General features: G+C 71.1%; 10 protein-coding genes and 1 pseudogene. 4 read left to right on the top strand and 7 right to left on the bottom strand.

Annotated elements, in window-relative coordinates:
• The first annotated feature begins 60 nt into the window (after window positions 1-60).
• The 4 genes from AB0M02_RS28690 to AB0M02_RS28675 are packed head-to-tail and all read left to right on the top strand — an operon-like array spanning window position 61 to window position 15,267.
• A complete protein-coding gene (locus AB0M02_RS28690; RefSeq protein WP_364232190.1) occupies window positions 61-8,490 on the top strand; it encodes an RHS repeat-associated core domain-containing protein in 8,430 nt (2,809 codons plus the stop codon).
• A gap of 2 nt (window positions 8,491-8,492) precedes the next feature.
• Window positions 8,493-9,557, top strand: coding sequence for a hypothetical protein (locus tag AB0M02_RS28685; RefSeq protein ID WP_364232187.1), 1,065 nt, complete (start codon window positions 8,493-8,495; stop codon window positions 9,555-9,557).
• A 45-nt stretch (window positions 9,558-9,602) separates the two neighbouring features.
• Window positions 9,603-14,372, top strand: coding sequence for a ricin-type beta-trefoil lectin domain protein (locus tag AB0M02_RS28680; protein WP_364232184.1), 4,770 nt, complete (start codon window positions 9,603-9,605; stop codon window positions 14,370-14,372).
• A gap of 55 nt (window positions 14,373-14,427) precedes the next feature.
• Window positions 14,428-15,267, top strand: a complete 840-nt coding sequence (locus tag AB0M02_RS28675; protein WP_364232181.1) for an NAD(P)-dependent oxidoreductase — start codon at window positions 14,428-14,430, stop codon at window positions 15,265-15,267.
• A 20-nt stretch (window positions 15,268-15,287) separates the two neighbouring features.
• On the opposite strand, the gene AB0M02_RS28670 is transcribed toward AB0M02_RS28675, so the two are convergent.
• The 7 genes and pseudogenes from AB0M02_RS28670 to AB0M02_RS28640 form a co-directional block, all read right to left on the bottom strand.
• Complete coding sequence (locus AB0M02_RS28670; RefSeq protein ID WP_364232236.1) at window positions 15,288-15,593, bottom strand: cellulose binding domain-containing protein; 306 nt, start codon at window positions 15,591-15,593, stop codon at window positions 15,288-15,290.
• A 93-nt stretch (window positions 15,594-15,686) separates the two neighbouring features.
• Window positions 15,687-16,727, bottom strand: a pseudogene (locus tag AB0M02_RS28665) (PQQ-dependent sugar dehydrogenase); the annotation flags it as partial.
• 30 nt (window positions 16,728-16,757) lie between these two features.
• Window positions 16,758-18,665 (bottom strand): PAS domain S-box protein, encoded by a 1,908-nt coding sequence (locus tag AB0M02_RS28660; protein WP_364232178.1) that lies wholly within the window; start codon window positions 18,663-18,665, stop codon window positions 16,758-16,760.
• Between the two features lie 25 nt (window positions 18,666-18,690).
• Complete coding sequence (locus tag AB0M02_RS28655) at window positions 18,691-19,500, bottom strand: carbohydrate ABC transporter permease (RefSeq protein WP_364232176.1); 810 nt, start codon at window positions 19,498-19,500, stop codon at window positions 18,691-18,693.
• Window positions 19,497-20,339, bottom strand: a complete 843-nt coding sequence (locus tag AB0M02_RS28650) for a sugar ABC transporter permease (protein ID WP_364232174.1) — start codon at window positions 20,337-20,339, stop codon at window positions 19,497-19,499. Before AB0M02_RS28650 ends, AB0M02_RS28655 begins: the two co-directional genes overlap by 4 nt.
• On the bottom strand, window positions 20,336-21,637 hold the full coding sequence (locus tag AB0M02_RS28645) for an ABC transporter substrate-binding protein (protein ID WP_364232172.1): 1,302 nt from the start codon (window positions 21,635-21,637) through the stop codon (window positions 20,336-20,338). The genes AB0M02_RS28650 and AB0M02_RS28645 overlap by 4 nt, the downstream gene beginning before the upstream one ends.
• Window positions 21,638-21,645: 8 nt before the next feature.
• Window positions 21,646-23,724, bottom strand: coding sequence for a glycoside hydrolase family 36 protein (locus AB0M02_RS28640; RefSeq protein WP_364232169.1), 2,079 nt, complete (start codon window positions 23,722-23,724; stop codon window positions 21,646-21,648).
• Between the last annotated feature and the right edge of the window lie 29 nt (window positions 23,725-23,753).

Here is a 23,753-nt window from a genome sequence, read left to right as displayed (position 1 = left end):
CAGCGAGGAACCATTCCGGTGACCTCGCATAACGGGGAAATCTTCAGCTAGGAGAGCGCGATGGCCGCTCGCCGTCGGATCGCCGTGTACCTGTCGGCGGTCCTCCTTCTCGTGTCTTTCGAGAGCGTTCCGGCCTCCGCGGCCGACCGCGCCAGGGCCGCGCGCCCGGCCGGCGCCGCGGACGAGGCTCCGGCGCAACGCGTCACGGACCCGCCCGCGGGTGCCGGTCACTCCGTCGGCGCCGCCGCCACCAGCGCCACCGCGCGTGGCGCCCGCCGCGACGCCGTCCGGCCGCCCGGTGCCGTACCCGATCGGCGCCGGATCCCGCCGGTGACCGGCCGGGAGCCCGCCCGCGCGAAGGTGGTCGAGCCGAAGACGACCGCGGTCCGCCCCCGCGTCGCCGGCTACGACGCCGCCACCAGCGTCCTGGTCGCCGAGCCCGACGCGCAGACGCGACTGTTCCGCAACACCGACGGGACCATGACCGCCCTGGTCGCCGCCGCGGGCGAGCAGCTCAAGACCGACGGCGACACCTTCGTGATGTCCGGTCTCGGCGACGCGTCCGGATCTCTGGACCTGCAGGTCGGCACGCAGGACGGCGGCAAGCACATCGCCCGCGCGTACCTGCGGTTCGGCAACCTGGCCACCACGCTGAAGAACAAGTACGTCAACGGCGCCGCACTGACGCTGTTCAACACCTGGTCCAGCTCGTGCACCCCGACTCCGGTGACGGTGTTCCAGGTCAGCGAATCGTGGTCGCCCTCCGCGCTGCGCTGGCCGGGAGCCTCGGTCAACAGGGCGTACGAGACCCGGTCGTTCGCGCACCAGGGCGGCTCGGCCTCCTGCGGCGAGGCCTGGGAGTCGCTGGCGATCAACGCCGACGACGCGACCGGCTGGACGCACGGCAAGGCGTTCCACGGCCTGAGCGTGCGCGCGCCCAACGAGAAGTCGAACGCCCAGTTCAAGCGCTTCGCCGCTGCCGAGAGCGCGAACCCGCCGCTGCTGAGCATCACGTACGCCGACGAGGGCGCGTCGTACGCGGTCGACCAGGTGCTGCTGCCGACCAACGCCACCGCCGGCGAGGTGGTCGCGAAGGTGACCAACCAGGGTCAGAGCACCTGGGCCGCGGGCGGCGCCGTCAAGGCCGGCGTGGTGGTCAAGAAGGGCACCACCGTCGTCGCCACCTCCGCCAAGGTCGCGCCGGCGGCGGCGGTCGCGCCGAACGGCACCGCCACGATCAAGGTGCCGATCCCGGCGATCGCGCCCGGCGACTACACCGTCGAGCTGCAGATGTACAACGCGGCCGGCACCGACTTCCGCACCGCCTACGGGGTGCCGGCCGGCACGTTCCCGATCAAGGTCAGCAACGTCGCTCCGGCCTCGAACTTCCAGCAGCCCGGCTCCGGCGCCGAGATCGAGACGATCAACCCGACCCTGTACGCCGAGGGCGTCGACCCGGACAACTGGCCGGCCGGCGCGAAGCTCAAGTTCGACTTCAAGATCTGCTCCGGTACGGCCGAGGCGCCCACCGACTGCAAGACCTCCGGCTGGACCGGGCGTACCTGGACGCCGCCGGTGCTGAACTGGTCGAAGACCTACAACTGGTGGGTCCGGGTGGGCGACGGCATCTCGGCCGGCCCGTACGCCGGTCCGCTCGTGCTCTCCACCCGCGTGCCGCAACCGGAGATCACCGGCAACCTGGCCGGCCGCCCCGACGGCGCGCAGGCGCCCGGCGTCGACCCGGCGATCGGCAACTACTCCACGGTCGTCACCGACGCCTCGGTGACCACCGCCGGGCCCGACCTGACGATCACCCGCACGTACAACAGCCTCGACCCGCGGCAGGACAACGCGTTCGGCACCGGCTGGTCCTCGCGGATCGACACCCGCCTCGCCGAGGACCAGGTCTTCGGCGCCCTGGTCACGCTACCCACCGGCCGCCAGGTCCGCTTCGGCCGCAACCCCGACGGCTCGTACGCCGCACCGCAGGGACAGGCCCTCACCCTGGTCCGCGACACGACGACCGCAACCTGGACGCTGCGCGACGCGAGCGGGTCCCGCTGGGTCTTCGACGCGCTCGGCCGCCTGATCCGGGTGATCGACCAGGACGGGCTCACCGAGACCCTGCGCCACGACACCGCCGACCACGTCGTGGAGATCGTCAACAACGTGAGCGGCCGGCGGCTCACCCTGACCTGGACCGGCGAGCACGTCACCGAGGTCCGCGCGAACGGCGGGCCGGTCTGGAAGTACACCTACGACGGCGACCGGCTCACCACCGTCTGCGGGCCCGACCCGGCTCCGAACTGCACCACCTACGAGTACGGCGACGCCTCCCACTACCGGACCACGGTCCTCGACGACGCGCCGCGCGGCTACTGGCGGTTCGGCGAGACCTCCGGTGCCACGGCGGCCAGCACCACGGCGCGCAATCCCGGCGGTGACGCGGGCGCGTACACCGGTGTGGTTCTGAACGCCGACGGCGCGCTCGGCGGAACCGGGAACAAGGCGGCCGTCTTCGACGGGGTGAGCAGCCGGGTGACCCTGCCCGCCAAGCTCACCACGTCCTCGATGTCCTCCTCGGTCGAGCTGTGGTTCAAGACGACCGGCTCCGGGACGCTGCTGAGCTACCAGGACGGCCAGCCGTTCCCGGCGGCGGCCACCGAGTGGACCCCGGTGCTGTACGTCGGTGTGGACGGGTTGCTCTACGGCGGGTTCTCCGTACCCCAGCCGAACGGCCCGCGGCAGGCGGTCAGCGACGCCGCCGTCAACGACGGCAACTGGCACCACGCGGTGCTGTCCGCCGCCATCGACAAGCAGACGCTCTACGTCGACGGCGTCGCACAGAAGATCGTCGCGTCCGGCACGATCGACCACGGCGACCAGATCCAGTACACCGTCGGTGCCGGGCAGGGCAAGGACTGGCCGGCGACCAACGGCGAGGCGTTCCACTTCGACGGCGCGATCGACGAACTGGCCCTCTACACCCGGCCGCTGAGCTCGCTCGCGGTGGCGAGCCACCACGCGTCCGCCCAGCGCACCGACGTGCTCACCGGCATCGTGCTGCCGCAGGACTCGCGGCGTTACGCGAAACTCACCTACGACAACGACGCCGACCGGGTGCGCACACTCGTCGACAACTGGAACCGCACCTGGCAGCTGGACGCGCCGCGCCGTGACGGCGGCACCGGCTCGATCACCCTGCACGGGCCGTACCCGGACTGGGTGTACGCGGTCGACTACGACCACGGCGGCCGGCTGACGTCGGTCAGCCACGACGGCGCGACGAAGTACCTCGAGTACAACGCGGCCGGGTTCCTCGCCAAGGTCACCGACCCGAACAACCACAGCACCAGCTACACCACCGACCCGGCCGGCAACGTGCTGTCGACCACGACGTGCCGCTCGGCCGGGTCGTGCCAGACCGGCTACTCCACCTACTACACCAACGCAGACGATCCGCTCGACCCCCGCAACGGCAAGGTGCTGTCGCGCTCCGACGCCCGCTCCAGCGGGCCCTCCGACACCACCTACCGCGTCACCTACGAGTACGACACGTCCGGGCGGCTGGTCCGCACCGTCTACCCGAAACCGGCCGGAGTGACCGAGGCGCCGGCGGAGAGCTGGACGTACAGCACCGGCTCGGAGGCGGCCGACGGCACCGGGACCACCCCGGCCGGCCTGCTGACGCGCCACACCGGCCGCCGCGGGCAGGTCACGGGGTACACCTACCGGTCCACCGGCGACCTGAGCACGCAGACCGCACCGACCGGGCTGGTCAGCAAGCACACCTACGACGACCTGGGCCGCCTCGTCACCACCAGCACCGGCAACGACGGCGGGGCGACGTTCGCCACCACCACGATCACCTACACCGCCGCCTCCCGGGTCCGCACCACGACCGGCCCCGCCGTGCGGAACCCGATCAGCGGCATCACCCATCAGAAGATCACCACCCATGCGTACGACGGGAACGGCAACGTCGTCTCGACGACCGAGGCCGACACGACTCCGGTGGCGGCGGGCGGCGACCCGGCTCGTACCGTCAGCTACGGCTACGACGCGTACGACCGGCTGGTCCGCACGGTCGACCCGGCCGGCAACGTCAGCACCAACGAGTACTCCGCGGACGCGCTGACCGTCACCACCGTCGACCCGGCCGGCATCCGGTGGAGCGACACCTACGACGACCAGCAGCGCCTGCTCACCACGACCGCCGAGGGCGCCGGCGTCGACCCGCAGAACCCGTCGGCCCAGGTGCTCACCGTCGAGTGGCGCGGATACGACCCGGGCGGCCGGCTGGCCTCGGTCACCGACGCGATGGGCCGCACCACCCGCTACACCTACTACGACGACAACCTGCTCGCCTCCTCGACCCGCGTCGGATACCGGGATCCGGAGGCCGGCACCCGCGACGTGGTCCTGGAGCAGCACACCTACGACGCGGCGGGCAACGCCACGCGCTCGGTGAGCGGCGGCGTCACGACGGACTTCGCCTACGACCCGGCGGGGCAGCTGGAGCGCAAGGTCGTCGACCCGGCCGGGCTCAAGCGCACCACCGCCTACCACCGTGACGCCGACGCCAACGCGGTGCGGGTCCAGGTCACCGGCGCGGCGCAGCCGGGGCGGACCGAGACGACGGTGTACGCCTACAACGCCGCGAACCAGGTGACGCGCACCGAACGGCTGCTGGCCGACGGTGGTGTGCTCACCGACTCGGCCACCTACGACGAGCGGGGCTTGACGCGTAGCGAGACCAACCCGCGGCTGGTCTCCACGGACTACACCTACGACGCGAACGGGCAACTGTCGACCACAGCCGCGCCGGCCGTCGACACCTGGGTGAACGGGGCCCGGACGGCGAATGTGCGGCCGGGCACCCTCACCGGCTACAACACGTTCGGCGAGGCGACCCACGCGCGCGACCCCAACGGCGCCGTCACCAGCACCGCCTACGACCTCGCGGGCCGGACGCGGACGGTCACCGGGCCGGCCTACGCCACACCGGGCGGCGTGTCGATCACGCCGGTCACCACGTACGACTACGACAGCCGCGGCAACCTGGTCAAGACGACCGACCCGCTCAACCGGGTCGCCGAGTCCACCTACGACCCGTATGGCAACGTGCTCACCAGCACCGCGCCCAGGGTGGGCGACCAGCCGTCGACGACGTCATACCGGTACAACCGGCTCGGCGAGGTGCTCGCCACGACCACGCCGGGTGGGGCGCAGACCCAGGTCACCTACGACGAGCTGGGCCGTGTCGAGACCAGCACGGTCGTGGAGCGCGAGCCCGCGCCCACCTCGTACCTGATCACCAAGAACCGGTACGCCGAGGCCAGTGGGCAGCCCGTCCGGGTCATCTCGCCGGAGAACCGGGTCACCGCGATGGCCTACAACGGCGCCGGCGAGCTGACCGAGCTGACCGACCCGGCCGGCCTCAAGTCGACCGTCGAGTACGACATCGCCGGCCGGATCAGCGCGCAGACCGACCCGGCCGGGCTGACCACGACCACCACGTACGACCTGGCCGGGCGGGCCACGGCCGGGGCGCAGCGGCGCGGCGACACCGTGCTGCGGACCACGTCCAACGAGCTGGACCCGAACGGCAACACCACGGTGCTGACCACCGGTGCGGGGCGGCGCACGACTATGGCGTACGACTCGCTGGACCGGGTCGTCACGCAGACCACCCGCGCCGAGACCGGCACCGACCTGCGGGTCGAGACCGGCTACGACGCCGCCGGGCAGGTCACCCGTTACGTCGACGGCAAGGGCAACGCCACCACCTACACGTTCACCGCGTGGGGCCAGCTCGAGAACACGATCGAGCCGGCCACGACGGCGGCGCCGGCGGCCGCGCAGCGGACCTGGACCACGGTGTACGACGCGGCCGGCCGGCTCGTGACGGTCCGGCTGCCCGGCGGGGTGACGCGCAGCCAGGAGTACGACGCGCAGGACCGGCCGACCTTGGAGCGCGGCACCGGCGCCGAGTCGGCCACCGCCGACAAGGTGTTCGGCTACGACCCGGACGGCCGGCTCACCCGGATCAGCGGCGCCGCCGGCGACACCAGCTACCGCTACGACGACCGGGGCAACCTGGTGCAGGTCGCCGGCGCGGCCGGCAACGGCACGTTCAGCTGGTCCGGCGACGGGAACCTGACCGCCCGCACCGACCGGGCCGGTACCTCGGCGTTCACGTACGACACCGCGGGCCGGGTCAAGTCCTTCACCGACCCGATCACGGCCCGGACCGTCGACTACGGATACGACTCGGCCGGCCGCCTCGGCACGGTCACCGACCGGGCGGTCAGCAAGACCGTGAAGAGGGCGCTGACGTACGACGCGCTCGGCCGCACCGCCTCCGACCGGGTCGAGCAGACGGTCACCGTGGGCGTTCCGCCGCGAGTCCTGCTCGGCGCCGACTACGGCTACGACCTGGACGACAAGCTCACCAGCAAGACCGCCTACCAGCCGGCCGGCAGCACCGCCAACACGTACGCGTACGACGGCGCCGGCCGGATGCAGAGCTGGACGGCCGGCACGACGACGACCGAGTACGACTTCGACGACGCCGGCAACCGGACCCGCGCGGGCGGCACGACCTCTGTCTACAACGAGCAGAACCAGCTCGTCGACGACGGGACGAGCACGTACGCGTACAGCCCTCGCGGCACCCTCGACAAGGTCACCGCGAAGTCCGGCGGCGCCGTCAAGGACCTCTCCTACGACGCGTTCGAGCGCCTGACCGCCCAGGGCGGCTCCACGTTCGGCTACGACGCCCTGGACCGGGTCGCCACCCGCAACAGCGTCGCCGGCATCGAGTACGAGGGCCTCGGCAACGAGGTCGTCGCCGACGGCGCCCGCGTTCTGAGCCGCGACGCGCTCGGCAACCCCTTCGCCGACCGGGCCCAGACCGCCACCACCGGCCGCATGCTCTACACCGACCGGCACGGCGACGTGACCGGCCGCTATCTCTCCTCCTCGGCCGGCGACACCCGCACCTACGACCCCTTCGGCACCGTCACCGCCGCCACCGGCGAAACCCCGCTGATCGGCTACCAGGGCGCCTGGACCGACGGCGCCACCGGCGCGGTCAACATGGCCGCCCGCTGGTACGACCCGTCCACCGGCCGCTTCCCCAGCCGCGACACCCTGGCCAACGCACCCACCCCCGACGGCAACGCCAACCGTTACAACTACGCCAACAGCGACCCGCTCAACAACATCGACCCGACCGGCCACCTACTGGCCGCGGTGGACGGTGGCGGCGGCTCCTACACCAAGGTCGCGCTGCCGTCCGGGCCGAAATACATCACGGTGCAGAGGCCCCCGGACATCGTTCCCAGCCGCGTGCGCAAGGTCAGCCGCAGGGTGCCCGGCGTCAACGGGGTCATGTTCATCTGGGAGCACATCTTCGAGAACAGCTCGCCGACGGTCGGTGCCTGTGAGGGGCCGCGCGGGATCATCCTCGAACGAGGCCATACCCAGTGCCTGCCCAAGAACTGGTGCGAGGGCGGATACGCGGAGTACTGCCAGGAGGAGTCCGCTCCGACGCCGGGCCGCCCGACCAAGCCGGGCAAGGGCTCCGCGCTCATGCGGCGCCTCTACAACAGCATCCTCGACGCCTGGCGGAACGGCTGGGACCTGACACCGCCCGGCGGCGGCACGCCCAAGCCGCCCGGTGGCGGCGGCGGACCCGGCACCGCTCCCTACTTCCCGCCGTCCCCGCCACCGCCCCCGCCGTGGATCCCGCCGCTGTTGACCCCGATCATCCCGCCGTCACCGGCCGAAGAGGTCATACCGCGGGTCCCCTCGGTCCGCGCCGACCGCCCGGGCACCACCCGCGTCGACCCCGGCCCCGGCATGAGCCTCGGTGCCATCTCGGTCACCGGCGAGGGCATGGAGCAGGGCACGCAGATCGTCACCGACTGGAAGAGCCAGATCGGCCGGGTCGACTACGAGAACTGGCGCCACAACGTGTGGGACGGCGCGAACGATCCCGAGGCGGACGACTACGACGAGGAGCGCAGGAACTGCCGCGACGGCGGCTGGGATCCGAACGACCCGATCAGGTACCAGGACCTCGAACAGGGCGCGTACGAGAACGGCAACAAGACCTATCGGGCGACCGGCGCGGAGGCCTGCTACCAGGACAAGCACATTCCCAAGGGGTCACCGGCGTCCTACGAGCCGCCGGGATTCGTGAAGAACGACGGGATGGCGGCCGGTCACCTCATCGCGAACAGCCTCGGTGGCTCCGGTAAGGACCCGCGAAATCTCGTGCCCATCTACCAGAACATGGTGAATTCCAGTGCGATGTACCACGGTGTCGAGAAAGTCGTGAAGAAATGGATCGACAGCGGCCAGACCGTCTATTACCGGGTCGAGCCTTACTACGGGCCGGGCAGCAACATTCCGATCTACCTCCGCGTCGTCGTCGCCGGTGATCAGGGAACTCTGATCTTCGGCATCATCAACAAGAAGTAGGCATGGGACTTCAGGAGATTCTCGACATGGTCGGCCGCACGCCGGCCGGGGTCGCCGTCGCTCGGCGGCCCGTGGAGGAAGCACTCGGTGTGGCTCTGCCGGCGGACTTCCGAGCCTTGGCCGAGGCGTTCCCACCGGGCCAGTTCCAGACCTTCCTCAGGATCCTGCACCCGGCGGAGTCGCGGAGTCCCGCCGACTACCGGGCGGTGATCGCGGGATACGCCGACGTGCTGCGCGACCAGCCGGCCGCCGGCGCGGTCTACCCGGAGAAGGGCGGGCTGATGCCATGGGGGGTCGTGGGCCTGTCCCCGGTTCTCTGCTGGCTGACCGAGGACGATGACCCGGAGCGCTGGCCGGTCGTCGTCTGCGGGAACGGCGACGACCAGTGGCGCCGGTACGACATGTCGGCGACGGAGTTCGTCACCGCCGTGCTGACCGAGCCGGCCACGGTTCCGGAACTCGCGCACGTCACCTCCGCCGTGCGGCCACCCGTCTTCGTGCCGCTGAAAGGCTTCGAGACTCCCGCCGACGTACCGGACCGGCCCACCGGCGAGTACTGGGTCACCGGGACAGAGCCGGACATGATCGAGCCTTCCGACGCGGTGGCGGAACTCGCGGTCCTCCTCGAACCCGCCCCGATACCCGGGTTCGCGTTGCACGAGTTCCTCGGCAAGATGAAACGCCACCTTCCCGGTGACTTCTGCGACCTGGTGCGCCAATACGGTGCGGTCTCGATCGGGCCTGCCCGGGTCAACGCCCCGGACGGCTCCGCCACCGACTTCTTCACCGAGTTGCGTGCCTTCAGCAAGCGGGCCAAGGCCTTGCGGCGGGCCGGCGGTGGGCCGCAAGGAACCGTCCACCCGGAGTACGAGGGCCTCATCCTGTGGGGCCGGCTCGACGACGGCGGATACCTCTGCTGGGCACCCGCGTCCGCGCACGGCGGTTGGCCGGTCGTGGCCCTGGACGCCTCGATGCGTGGCTTCGTCACGCATCGGATGTCGGCAACGCGCTTCCTGCTCGAACTCGCTACCAACCCGGCCGCGGTGCTGTTGCCGCCGCCGGCCTGACATCAGAAATTCCTGGGGAGGAATTCGTTGAGAACCGTACGGGGGATGACGGCTGGTCTGCTGGCCGTCGCGCTCGCCGGACTCGGATACGCGGCTCCGGCCGCAGCCGAACCGGCCGCTGCCGAGCCCGCCTCGCAGACCGGGGACTACCTGCAGCCGGACGTGCCGCGGGAGCTGGACCTGGGACTGTTGCCGGCCATCGGGGACGGGCGTTTCGAGAAGGCTGTCGCGCCGGCCCGGGACGGGGACGGGCGCACGTTCGTCTACGTCGAGGGTGAGACGGCGGCCGGGGCCAAGGAGGCTGTGCGGGCCGCCGGGGGAGAGGTGCTGCAGGCGCGGGGGCAGCGCGTGCGCGCAGCCGTACCCGGAAAGAATTTGATCTCTCTGGCGCAAGCCACCGGTGTGGCCGCGGTGCGGCAGCCAGATCGTGCGTTCCCGCTCGCGGTGACCTCCGAGGGTGTTGAGGCGTCCGGTGCGGGAGCGTGGATCCGGGCCGGCAAGACCGGTGCGGGCGTGAAGGTCGGCATCGTCGACATCGGGTTCGAAGGGCTCAGCGACGCGCGGGACGCGGGGGAGCTGCCCGCGGGAGTGACCCTGCACGGCGACGACTGTCCCACCGAGAACGGGTCCGGCCACGGCACCGCGGTCGCCGAGATCGTGCACGACGTGGCGCCCGGTGCGGAGTTGTTCCTGGCCTGCGCGCCGGACTCGATGACGTTCGCGTCGGCCGCGCAGTGGCTCGCCGGTCAGGGTGTGCAGATCATCAACTCGTCGATCGGCTTCCCGAACACCGGCCGTGGTGACGGCACCGGGCCGGCCGGAAGTCCCGCCGCCGTGGTGCAGCAGCTGCGCTCGGCCGGTGTGCTCTGGGTCGGCGGTGCCGGCAACCAGGCGCACCTGCACTGGACCGGCCCCGCCGCCGACGCTGACGCCGACGGATATGTCGAGGTCAACGGCGCCGCTGAGGGCAACGGTTTCACCGTCCCGGCAGGTGGCACCGCCACCGTCAGCCTCAAGTGGGACGCCTGGCCGGCCACCCGGCAGGACCTCGACCTGATGGTGCTGTCGGCCAACCGGCAGCCGACCGGGCCCAGCGACACCGCGATCGTCGCGCAGTCGACGAACCCGCAGGCCACCGCGACCGAGGCGCTGCCGCCGACCGAGCAGGTGACGATCGAGAACACCTCCGGCGGCTCGCAGACCTACTGGATCTACACGGCGGCGCGCGCGCCCTACCCGGGCACCCGGGCCGACGTGTTCGTGATGGGCGACGCGACGAGCCTGTCGTATCCGGTCGCCGCCGGCAGCATCCTCGAGCCGGCGTCGTCGCCGTACGTGATGGCGGTCGGCGCGAGCCTGATCGGCAGCGGGCGGGTCGACGACTACAGCGCGCAGGGACCCACCGTCGACGGCCGGACCAAGCCGGACATCACCGGGCAGTCGGGCGTCAGCACGTACACCTTCGGCCCCGCGCCGACGATGGCCGGCACCTCCGCCGCGGCCGCCCACGTGGCCGGCGCCGCCGCCCTGCTCAAGGGCGCGAGCAGCGGGCTGGGCGCCAACCAGATCCAGGCGCTGCTGGAGGAGCGCACCAACCCGGCGAAGTTCGACAACCAGTGGGGCCACGGCCTGCTCGCGCTCGGCACCCCGGACCTCACCGAGGCGCCGGCGACCAGCGGGTACACGCCGCTGCAGCTGCCGCGCCGGCTGATCGACACGAGCACGCCGACCGGCGGTCACCAGCGGGCGTTCACCGCCGGTGAGGTGTTCACGCTGCCGATCAGCGACCTGCCCGGCGACGTCACCGCGGTCGCGGTCAACCTGACCGGCTGGTCGGCGGACCGGACGAACCTCAGCCTGTACCGCGACGTCGACTCCGACAGCGGGAACCCGACGCTCGAGGTGGAGCCGAACGGCAAGCGGACGACGATGGCGATCGTGCCGGTGTCGGCCGCCCGTACGATCGCGATCCGCAACAACGCGGGCAGCGCGAACCTCAACATCGACCTGCTCGGGTACTTCAGCCGGGCCGGTGCGGGCAACTACACGCCGAAGGACAGCCCGCAGCGCATCCTGGACACCCGGACGACGACCGGCGGCCACAACGCGCCGTTCGCCGCGGCCGAGGCGTTCACGCTGCCGGTGCGCGGCGTGGCCGGTGTGCCGGAGAACGCCACCGCGGTGCTGGTCAACCTGACCGCGGCGGAGAACAGCGCGGCCACCTTCCTCGGCGTCTATCCGCAGACCCAGCCGTCCGTCCTGGCCACCCTGGAGACACCGGCCAACAGTCAGCGCAGCAACCTGGCCCTGACCGGTATCGGTGACGACGGCGCCATCCGGATCCGCAACCAGTACGGCCGGACCGCGGTCACCGTCGACCTGCTCGGCTGGTTCGCGGCCGGCACCGGTGCCCGGTACGTGCCGCTGACCCGCGCCGCCAAGATCCTCGACACCCGCTCCGGAACGGGGGTGCCGGTCGGCGCGGTCGGCCACGAGGGCATCGCGAGCCTGTCGGTGAGCGACGTGGCCGGGGTGCCGCGCGACGTCACCGCACCGGTCCTGTCGGTCGCCGGCAGCGCGGACGGCACCGGCGGGCTGTCGTTCAGCCCGCCCGAGCGGGGGTTCTCCGGCACCGTCGACCTGCGTGGCCTGCAGTCGCAGCTCACCGTCTCCGGCCTCACCGTGCCCCGCTCCGGGCCGACCGGCAAGATCCGGATTCGCAACACCGCCGGCGCCACCCATGTGACCGCGGCCGTGACCGGCTACTTCACCGGTGGGCCGGCCCTGGCCGAGCAGACCGGATCGTGCGCGATCGACGCCGAGCCGGGCTTCACCCCGCTCTTCGACGGCCGCACCCGCACCGGCGGCGAGTGGCGGGCCGCCGGAACCGGGTCGACAGTGGACTCGGCGAACTGTGAGACCACCTCGGCACCCAACAACACCTTCCGCTGGTACGCCCCGGAGAACCTGCCGTCGGAGTACACGCTGCGGCTGGACTACAAGGCTGACACCGACACCGCCGACTCCGGGGTGGTGCTCGGTTTCAGCGCGCCGACCGACGGTGGCGTACCCACCACCGGCGGCTACGAGGTCCAGATCAAGCCGAACGGCGCCGGCGGCACCGTCACCGGCTCGATCAACGACCAGCGGGCCGCGGTCGCCCTGGCCGAGAAGCCGGCCGGCCAGTGGAACGCGATGGACGTCAAGGTCAGCGGCAAGCGGATCACCGTGCGGCTCAACGAGGTGGTGGTCAACGACTTCGTCGGCACGAGCGCCACGTCGCTGCTCAACCCGTCCTTCATCGGACTGCAGGGCAGCCCGGCCGGCGCGGCGGTGCGGTTCCGCAACGTCCGGGTACGCGTCGACCAGGCGGCCGCCCGGTACGGCGCCGTCACCGTCGGCGGGCAGTGCGTGGACGTGGTCAACGCGGCCCGGGCCACCGGGACCCTCCTGCAGGCGATCGCCTGCCGGGGCAACGACGCCCAGCAGTTCACCCTGCCCGGCGACGGCACGCTGCGCATCTTCGGCCGCTGTGTCGACGTCGGCGGCCCGGTCCGCAGCGGAACCTGGCGCAACGTCTACACCTGGAACTGCAACGGGACGGCGTCGCAGCAGTGGGTGGCCCGCGCCGACGGGTCGCTCCACAACCCGCACCTGGACACCTGCCTGGACGCGCCGTCCAGCGGAACCCTCAACCTCTACACGTTCACCTGCACCGGCAACAGCAACCAGCAGTGGGTGCTGCCGGCCGGCCGCGCCCGCTTCGGGCCGCTGACGGCGAACGGGTACGACAAGCTGTGCATGGACGTCTACAACCAGAGCGCTGTGGTCGGCGCGCAACTGCAGGTGTACGCGTGCCAGCCCGACGCCGGGAACCAGCAGTTCACACTGCCCGGCGACGGCACGGTGCGGATCTACGGTTACTGCGTCGACCAGAACGGGCCGGTCCGGATCAACGTCCAGAAGTGGCTGCAGCTGTCCGCCTGCAACGGCAGTGCCAGTCAGCAGTGGGCACTGCGCAGCGGGGAGCAGCTCTACAACCCGGCGGTCGACGGCTGCGTCGACTACCCGGTCGACGCGGCTGTCCGGCTGACCTCCGGCTCCTGCCACGGCGGCGCCAACCAGCGGTTCTCCGCGCCGGCCCTCGGGCAGGACGGTACACTCGGCGAGCCGCCCTCGGCGACACTCGTCGGTTCCTGGGCCATGCAGGAGAACAGCGGCACCACGACCGCGGACGGCACCGGGCGGGGACGGACCGCGACGCTGTCCGGCGCCACCTGGACGACCGGGCACACCGGCGCGGGTACGGCGTACAGCGGTTCCGCCGCCTCCTCGGCGTCCGCTCCGGCGACCGCGCTGCAGACCGACCGCTCGTACAGCATCTCGGTGTGGGCCAAGGCGAGCTCGGCGACCGGTTACCGGTCGATGGTCGCGCAGGAGGCGGGCACCCGGTCGCCGTTCACGCTGCTGGCCTATCCGGCCAGCACGGAGTGGCAGTTCGGCGTGACGCCCACGGGCACGTCGACCGACTACACGAGGGCCCGTTCGGGCACCGGCACCCTGGTCGTGGACCGGTGGACGCACCTCACCGCCGTGCACGACGCGCAGGCCGGGAAGATCCGCCTGTACGTCGACGGTGTCCTGAAGAGCACGACTGTCGTACCGAAGCTGTGGGCGGCCCCCGGGCCGACGGTGTTCGGCCGCAACTGGTGGAACAGCGCCGCCGTCGACCACTACGCCGGCGTGATCGACGATGTGCGGATCTATCAGGGGGTGCTGACCGCCTCCGAGATCACCGCGCTGAGCCGAAGTTAGGGAATTCGTGCCGGGTGCGGGACGTCCCGCACCCGGCACGACCTAGGCTGGCAGCATGCGGATCGCGGTCACCGGTGGTACTGGCAAGCTGGGCCGGGCGGTCGTCGCCGGTCTACGGGAGCGCGGCGACGAGGTGATCAACCTCGACGCGGCGGCGCAGCGCCCGGACATCCGGATCGACCTGACCGACTACGGCCAGACGCTCGAGGCGCTCACCGAGATCGACGACCGGTATGACCGGATCGACGCCGTGGTGCACCTCGCGGCCATCCCGGCGCCCGGGATCACCGGCAACGCCGCCACCTTCCAGAACAACATCGTCGCCACGTACAACGTCTTCGCCGCGGCCCGCGCTGCCGGCATCACCAACGTCGTGTGGGCGTCGAGCGAGACCCTGCTCGGCATCCCGTTCGACACGCCGCCGCCCTACATCCCGCTGGACGAGGAATACCCGGCCCGCCCCGAGTCCCGGTACGCCCTCGCCAAGCACCTCGAGGAGACGATGGCGGCCCAGTTCTGCCGCTGGAACCCGGCGCTGAAGATGATCGGGCTGCGCTTCTCCAACGTGATGGACCCCGAGGACTACGCCGAGTTCCCGTCCTTCGACGCCGACCCGCGCGCCCGCAAGTGGAACCTGTGGGGCTACATCGACGCGCGCGACGGCGCCCAGGCGGTCCGCCGGGCCCTCGACCACGACGGCACCGGCGTCGACATCTTCATCATCGCCAACGCCGACACGGTGATGACCCGCTCGTCAGCGAGCCTGGCCGCCGAGGTCTACCCGGACGTCAAGGTCACCAAGTCCCTCGGCGAGCACGAGACCCTCCTCTCGATCGACAAGGCCCGCCGGATCCTCGGTTACGAGCCCCAGCACTCCTGGCGCCACCACGTCTGAGGTCACGCCAGGCATCGGGGTCACCCTCCTGACGTGCAAGCGGTGCCATCGAGGCGGAAGTCGGCCGGGGCGGTGTTCGTCCCGCTGTAGGTGGCCTGCAGACCGAACGAGACCGTCCCGCCGGACGCCAGGGTGCCGTTCCAGCCGGCGTTGCGGGCGGTCACCGCGCTGCCCGACTGGGTGACCGTGGCGTTCCAGGAGTTGGTCACCCGCTGGTTGCCCGGGAAGGTGAACGTGACCGTCCACGAGCTGCGGGCAGCACCGGCATTGGTGACCCCCACGTTGGCCGTGAACCCGCTGCCCCACTGGTCCACCTGCCAGCGCACCGAGCAGGCCCCGGCCGGCGTGGAGGGGGACGGCGACGGCGAGGACGGGGACGACGATGACGGCGTGCTGGGGGAGGCGCCCACCGGCGGGAAGCGCAGGATGCGGTCGTCGTCGGCGGCCGGTGTGCCGCGGCCGTCCCGGTTGCTGGTGGTCACCCACAGTGCGCCGTCCGGCGCCCGTTCCACCGTACGCAAGCGCCCGTACCGCCCCTGCAACAGCGCGACCGGTGTCCCCACCCCGCCGGCGCCGTCCAGCGGGACCGACCACAACCGCTGTCCGCGCAGGGCCGCGACGTACAGCGTGCGCCCGTCGATCGCCGCGCCGCTCGGTGACGCCTCGGCGGTGCTCCACACCACGAGGGGGTTCCGGAAGCGGGGATCGGTGCCGTTGCCCTCGACCGTCGGCCAGCCGTAGTTGCCGCCCGCGACGATCAGGTTCACCTCGTCCCAGGTGTTCTGGCCGAACTCCGCCGCGTACAGCCGGCCCTGCGCGTCCCACGCCAGGCCCTGCGGGTTGCGGTGGCCGAGGCTGTAGACCACCGAGTTCGCGAACGGGTTGCCGCTGGCCGGCACGCCACCGTCGGGCCGCATGCGCAGGATCTTGCCGTTGCGGCTGGACTGGTTCTGGGCGTTGGACGTCACGCCCGCGTCGCCGACTCCGGCGTAGAGCATGCCGTCCGGCCCGAACGCGATCCGCCCGCCGTCGTGGATGCTCGCCCTGGCGAGGCCGCTGAGGATCACCTCCTGGGAAGCCGGCGCGTCCAGGCGGAACCGGGCGATGCGGTTGTCGGTCGCCGAGGTGAAGTACACGTACACCAGGTTGTCCGCCGCGAACGTCGGTGACACCGCGAGCCCGAGCAGCCCCGCCTCACCGGTGGCGGAGACGCCCGCGATCGTGGTGACGGTGACCGGCGCGCTGCCGGGGCGCACCCGCGACACCCGTCCGCTGTTGCGCTCGGCGACCAGCGCGCTTCCGTCCGGGAGGAACCCGAGACCCCATGGCACCGTCAGCCCGGTCGCCACCACCTGCGGGTTGGCCAGGTCGGGTTCCAGGGCCGAGGCGGGTGAGTTGGCGGCGGCGAAAGCCGTGGCCAAAGCAGTGCAGACGGCGAGAGCGGCGATCGTGCGGCGCATGTGGCACCTCCGAAGTCCAATAGACCGCCATCAATCTACGCGGACCGGGTGACCGGCGCGAGCCGAGGAGAGGGCCCGATGGATCGCGCGGGAGAGGGCCGCCGCCGTGAACGGCTTCTGGACGATCGGGATGCGCAGGTCGAAGGCGCCCTTCGCGATCAGCAGCCCGTCGCTGTAGCCGGACATGAACAGCACCGGCAGTTCCGGAGCCCGCTCGCGGACCAGTTCGGCCAGGCGGCGCCCGGACATGCCCGGCATGATGAGGTCGCTGAGCAGCAGGTCGCATCGCCCGCTGACCGCGAGCGGCAGCGCCGCCTCGCCGTTGGAGCAGGTCATCACGGCGTAGCCGGCCCGGATCAGGATGCGCTCGACGACCGCTCGGAGGTCGTCCTCGTCGTCGACGACCAGGACGACCTGGCCGTCGCCGCGAACGACGTCGGTGACCGCGGCCGCCTCGGCCCCGCTGCCGAGCGGCGCGAGCGGCAGGTAGACGCGCATCGTGGTGCCGATGTTCAGCTCGGAGTAGACGTGGATGCCGCCGCCGGCGTGGCTGATGATGCCGTACACGGTCGCCAGGCCGATGCCGGTGCCCTCGCCCTGCGGCTTGGTGCTGAAGAACGGTTCGAAGATGTGCGCGGCGACGTCGGCGGACATGCCCGTGCCGGTGTCGCTCACCGCGAGGCGGGCGTACCGGCCGGGCGGCAGCGCGGGCTGCACGTGCGAGGTCTGGTCGTCCACGTCGGCGATGCCGGCCTCGACGACGATGGTTCCGCCGTCCGGCATCGCGTCGCGGGCGTTGATGGCCAGGTTGAGCAGCACCTGGTTGATCTGGCCCTGGTCGGCGTCGATCGGGACCGGGTCCGGGGCGGGTCTGGTCACCAGCTGGATGTGCGTGCCCAGCGTGCGTGCCAGGAGGCTGTGCGATTCGACCACCGTCGTGTTCAGGTCGAACACGGCGGTCGGTGTCGGCTCGCCCCGGGCGAAGACGATCAGCTGCCGGGCCAGGCCGGTGGCCCGGTCCGCGGCCACCCGGATGCGGTCCAGGTCGGCCCGCGCGCCGTCGTGGCCGGCGACCTGCTCGTCCACCAGGTCGGCGTAGTTGCCGATGATCGCCAGCAGGTTGTTGAAGTCGTGCGCGATGCCGCCCGCGAGCTGTCCGAGGCTCTGCAGGTGCTGGGCGTTCTGGGCCCGTTCCGACCGCTCGCGCTCGCGCTCCTCGATCCGTTTCTGCTCGCTGATGTCGTGGACGATCTCGCAGATTCCGCAGACGTTTCCGGTGGCGTCGCGGATCGGCGACAGCACCACCGAGACGTTGGCCACCTCGCCGTCGCTGCGCACGAGTTCCACGTCGGGCTCGTGTATCCGGTCGCCCTTTCCGACGCGCTGCAGGGACTCGGCGATGTGTCCGGCGTCGCGCGGCCGGTAGGTCATGTCGAGGTGGTGGCCGATCGCCTCGCTCGCCGGGTAGCCGAAGAGCTCGCAGGCGCCCCGGTTCCACACCGTGATGTGGCCGGCGAGATCCGTGGCGATGATGGACTCGTCCGACGTCTCGACGATGCTCGCGAGAGCCCGGCGGTCGGACTCCGCCCTCCACGCCGCGACCTCGAAACGGCGGCGCACCTCGGCGGCGACGGCCGCGGCGGCGGTGACCGAGACGAAGGTCATCGTCAGACCGATGTGGTACCGGGTTCCCCAGAAGTGATTCGGCCACGCCGTCAGGATGCTGCCGCAGGCCGCGGCGTACAGCCCGGTGAGCAGCACGACCCGCGCGCTGGCCGCCAGCGCCGCGATCACCGGCCCGGCGACGATCAGGTTCATCACCAGGAAGGACGGCGGCGCCACCGCGTCGATCGCCGCGATGACCGAGACGTAACCCAGGGCGAGCAGCAGGACGGGCCGGGCGCGCAGAACGGTCGGTCCTGGTGATCCGTCGGCCATGGGTGTCACAGCTTCGGTATAGCCCTCACTTCACCGCGCCGCTGGTGATTCCGGAGATCAGTTGCCGTTGAGCAACGGCCAGCACGACGACGAGCGGGACGCTCATGAGGGCCACGTACGCGAAGATGAGATGCCAGTTGTTCAGGTAGAGCCCGGCACTGGCCACCTGGAACAGGTTGAGCGGCAACGTGTCCATGCGCCCGCCGACCACGAAGAAGGCGTAGAACACGTCGTTCCAGACGTAGAGGCAGACCAGGATCGTGACGGTCGCGAGGACCGGCCGCAGCATCGGCAGCACCACCCGGCGGAACACCAGCATCGGCCCGGCGCCGTCGATGCGGGCCGCCTCCTCGATCGAGGTGGGTATGGTCCGCACGAATCCGGTGACGAAGAAGATCACCGTGGACAGGTAGATGCCGAGGTAGACGCCGATCATCCCGACCGCGGTGCCGGCCAGCCCGAGCTGGCGCAGCAGCAGCACCACGGTCACCACGGCCGGCGGCAGCACGATGCCGCTGATCGCGAACGCGTAGCAGACCGCGATCAGCCGCGAGCTGCGCCGGGCCAGGACCCAGGCGGCCATCGAGCCGACGACCAGCGCGATCAGCACGGTCGGCACGACGATCAGCAGGCTGCCCAACAACGCCGACGGCACCCGGCCCTCGGTCCACACCTGGCCGAGGTTCGGCAGCAGCTGCCAGGACGACGGCGGCGACAGATCGGGCGTCAGAGCCTCACTCTGCGACTTCCCCGCGGTCGCGACCACCAGCCACAGCGGAAGCCCGAGGAGCAGAAGAGACAGAACGGAAGCGAACCACGGCTGGAGACGGCTCACAGAACCTCCTCCCGGCGACGCAACAGAGCGATCACCGGAAACGCCAACAGGGCCACCAGCAGGAACAACACCAGGCTCATCGTTGTCGCCTGGGCGAACAGGCCCTGACCGAATGTCCGATAGATAAAGATGTTGAGGATCTCGGTGGTCCGTGCCGGCCCACCGGCCGTGGTCGCCTGCACGATGTCGAACCCGTTCATCGACCCCAGCAGAGCGGTGGCCACATTGAACGTGACGGCGGGCGCGAGCAGTGGAAACCGCACCGACCAGAACGAGCGCCACCGCGACGCCCCGTCCACCCGGGCCGCCTCGATGACGTCCACCGGGATCGTCTTGAGGCCGGCCAGGTAGATCAACATGGACAGGCCCATCCACTTCCACGCGTGGATCAGCGACACGACCACGATCGTCCACGTCGTGTCGCCCAGCCACGCGTGTGTGAATCCCAGTCCCGCGCCCGGCTTCAGCAGCGCCTGGAAGATGTAGCCCACCGCCAGGGCGGACATCAGGACCGGGATCACGAACGCCACCCGCAGGATCCGGTTGACCACGGTGTCCCGCTCCAGCAGCACCGCCAGCCCGAACCCGAAGACGTTCTGGAAGATCGCGACCAGCACGGCGTACATCAGGGTGATGCGCACCGCGCGCAAGAGCGTGCCGTCCCCGGCCAGATCCGCGAAGTTCGCGAATCCGACCGGGTTGATCGCCGCCTTGAAGCTGGACCAGTCCGTGAACGCGTAGATGAAGTTGAACAGCGTCGGCAGCAGGAAGAAGACCCCCAGCAGCACGAACCCCGGAACCAGGAACCAGAGGGGGTGATCGTGGCGCCGGGCCGTCACTTCCCGGCAGCCTTGGCGAGCTGCGCGAACTGCTTCTGCGTGGCCTCGGCCACCTGCTCGGGTGTCATGGTTCCATTGATCATGTCGGCGAGGTTCAGGTAAAGGTCCGGGTTGGCGACCGCGAGCGCCTGCATCGATCCGACCGACGTCGGCAGCGCCGCGTGCACGTCAGCCAGAGCCTTCGGCACCCCGGCCGGGTCGGGCACGGCCGGCTGCAGCGACACCGTCTTGCGGTCCGCCACGAACGCCGCGTAGTTCGGGCCGAGCCAGAAGGCCAGCAGCTGCCGGGCCGCCGCCTCCCGGGCAGCGTCCCCGGTGCGGAACGCGACGAGCGCGTTCGACTGGTCCGGGATGAACGTCCCGATGTTGCCCGACGGCGCGATCGGGAAGAACCCGATCTTCGAGTCCAGGGTCGCCGTGTCCGCCTTGGCCTGCAGCTGCCCGAAGAACGAGTTCACCTGGATCGCCATGGCCGCCTTGCCGCCGAGCAGCGCCGCACCCTGATCGTCGAAGGTGGCCGTCTTGATGTCGCTGTTGAACAGCCCCTCACCGATCAGATCGTGATATTTCCGGATCGCTGACACCACCTCGGGCGAGGAGAAGGTCGCCGTCCCGTTGTTGATCCGATCCCACAGTCCGGCCTTGGCGGCGTCGGCGAGCTGCACCTGCACCCACCACTGCGTCGCCCACCGATCCCCGCCCATCTCGAAGAACGGCGTCACTCCCTTCTTCTTGAGGTCGCGCGCGAGAGAAACCATCTCGTCGAAGGAGGACGGCAGGGACGTGATCCCATGGGCCGCGAAGACCTCCTTGTTGTAATAGACCCCCTCCACAGCCGGACTCGTGATCAGCGCCGCGTACCGGGTGCCGTCCAGCAGGCCGGTGATGTCCCGCAGAGCCGGATCCACCTGCGGAATCCACGGCGCGTCGGTCAGCGGCTGCAGGTTCGTGCGCGCGTTCAGCGCCGTCAGCATCGACGCGGTCGGCTGCCAGAACGCCAGGTCCGGCTTGTCGCCGGTGGCGACCTTGGTCTGCACACCCTGCTCGTAGGGGTCGGGGATCGTCACGACCTTCACGGTCGCGCCGGTCTGCTGCTGGAACGCCTTGATCACCTGGTCCGGCACGGTGTTGCTGTTCTGCGCCGCCCAGATCGTCAGGTTCACGCCGTCCAGCTTGGCGTTCGCCTCCGGCCATCCGGCGGCTGCGCCGGACGGTCCTTCGGCTGCCGGGTCGCTGCAGGCGGCGAGGCCGAGCATCACGACCGCTGCCGCCGCCGCGGCGCGGGTCCAGTTACGCATGGTGGCTCCTATCGGGTGCGAGGGGTGAGAGCGAACAGACGCGCCGCCGGCCGGCTGCCGGCTGCATGGAGATCCAGGAGGCCTGCCGCCGGGTTCCAATCAAAGGACCAGGACCGCAGAGGTACGGGAAAAAGCACCGCGATTTCAAGATCACATCCTTGGAGATGCGGCAGGGAGAGTCGCGTGGACGCCGGTTCGCCACGTCGCCAGGCGCCGACGTAGGTGGTCGCCCCCGCGACCAGGCCGAGGCTGATCCACGGGTCGTCCCAGCCCGGCAGCCCCGACGGCCAGATCGGCGACGACCGCCCGACGTCCGCCCGGATCCGCCGGTAGACACCCACCGCCGACCGGACCGACCGCATCTGATCAGCGCTCATGGCGTCCAGGCGGCCCGACAGATACATCCGCCCGAGCAGGCCGGTGCACAGCGCGTACGCGATCTGCTCGTCGCTCATCTCCGGCTGCGGATAGGCCCAGCTGGCCGCCTGCTCCGGCAGGACCGACAGCGGAGCCGCCGCGGCGATCGGTGGATAGCGCAGCCAGTCCTGCTGGTCGCTCGTGGACTGCAGCTGCATCCGCGACAGCAGCGCGTAGTCCATCCGCATCGCACCGGACGCGCAGTTCTCCAGGGTGAGATCCGGGTGCCGCGCGGCGATCCCGTCCAGCCAGGCCAGGTGGGCGCGGTTGTGGCCGAGCAGCCCGGCGCCCGCGCTCTCGGTGCCCGAGTCGGTGCCGGTGCCAGGGTCGATGTTGTAGTCCAGCTTGAGGTAGCCGACACCGAGTTGCTCGACGAGCCGGTCGACCACCTCGTCCAGGTGCGCCGCCGCGGCCGGGTGCCGCAGGTCGAGGTGGTAGCGGTCGTGCTCCACCACCCGCTCGCCGCCGCGCCGCAGGAACGCCTCCACCGGCAGCTTGTCGGCGGCCGGGCTGCGCACCCCGATCACCTCGGGCTCGAGCCACAGGCCGGGCCGCATCCCGCGCTCGCGGATCCGGCCGAGTACCTCCTCGATGCCGCGCGGGAACCGGGTCTGCGAGGGCTGCCACTCACCGACGCTGTCCCACCAGTCGGTGCCGTTGTCGTACCAGCCGGCGTCGACGCAGAACACCTCGGCACCGGCGTCCGCGGCGGCGTCGATCAGCGGCAGCAGGCGGGCCGTGGTCGGGTCGCCCATCAGCGTGTTCATGTAGTCGTTGAAGACCACCGGCAGCGCGTCCCGGTCCGGGTGGTCACGGACCAGCGTGCGCCGGTGCGCGGTCAGGGCCGCGGCGGCGCCGGCCAGGTCGCCGGTGTCGCTGACCGCGATCGAGACGGGTACGGACGTGAACTCCTCGCCGGGCGCGAGGGGCTGCTGCCACTGGTGGTCGGAATCGGTCGGGCCGAGCATCGCGACGTAGACGCCGCCGAGCTGCTCGCCGACCTCCCACCGCCACGGCCCGTTGTGCTCCACCTGCCACAGCCAGCCCCGCCCGTCCGAGGCGAGCAGCCCGCCGGTCGGCAGCGCCCGGCCGCTCGACCAGGTGCCGGTGCTGACCGCCCGGAAACCGCCGCGACCGTCCTGCCCGTGGATCGGCAGGCTGAGGTTCACGGCTGCGCTGTCGCGCAGCGGCCGCCGGTGCCAGCGGCCCTCGCCGAGCCACTCGCTGTCCGCCTGCAACAGCTCGAGTGACTCGGCGGGACCGGGAACGGCCATCGCGAACGAGGTGACGCCGAGCAGCGTCACGGTTTCGGTGCTGTCGTTGCGTACCGTGGAAGTCGCCTGGAAAGCGGGAACGCCGTCGCGGGAGCGAAGCACCAAGCGCAAGGTGAGCTCGGTGACCGGATCACGCAGATCGAGCCGCAGCTCGTGCCGGCCGTCGGCCTCGTGCCGGGTGTGCCCGGCGTGCGCCAGCCGCCGCCCGATCGCGGTGCCGGCGAAGCGCTGCGAAACCTGCGCCCGGCCCTGACCGGGAGTGATCAGCTCGGCGATCGGCTGACCGGACCGCGCCGGCGGGCCCTCGGCACCCGCGGTCAGGCTCCGGACGGTGACCGGCTCGCCCGCGGTGGTGTCGATGACCAGCCGCAGCGCACGGTGTCCCCACGTGATCAACTGTTGCTCCTCTTTCCCGCCGGACAGGC

It is taken from the genome of Actinoplanes sp. NPDC051861 (genome assembly GCF_040681145.1).
In the GTDB taxonomy this organism is placed as follows: Bacteria; Actinomycetota; Actinomycetes; order Mycobacteriales; family Micromonosporaceae; genus Actinoplanes.
Note: the sequence above shows the minus strand (reverse complement) of the source record. Positions and strands in the feature narration are given on the sequence as shown.

Bases quoted from the DNA above. Each gene is read 5' to 3' on its own strand.
- AB0M02_RS28690 (WP_364232190.1), top strand. From the start codon at position 61: ATGGCCGCTCGCCGTCGGATCGCCGTGTACCTGTCGGCGGTCCTCCTT.
- AB0M02_RS28685 (WP_364232187.1), top strand. From the start codon at position 8,493: ATGGGACTTCAGGAGATTCTCGACATGGTCGGCCGCACGCCGGCCGGG.
- AB0M02_RS28680 (WP_364232184.1), top strand. From the start codon at position 9,603: ATGACGGCTGGTCTGCTGGCCGTCGCGCTCGCCGGACTCGGATACGCG.
- AB0M02_RS28675 (WP_364232181.1), top strand. From the start codon at position 14,428: ATGCGGATCGCGGTCACCGGTGGTACTGGCAAGCTGGGCCGGGCGGTC.
- AB0M02_RS28660 (WP_364232178.1), bottom strand. From the start codon at position 18,665: ATGGCCGACGGATCACCAGGACCGACCGTTCTGCGCGCCCGGCCCGTC.
- AB0M02_RS28645 (WP_364232172.1), bottom strand. From the start codon at position 21,637: ATGCGTAACTGGACCCGCGCCGCGGCGGCGGCAGCGGTCGTGATGCTC.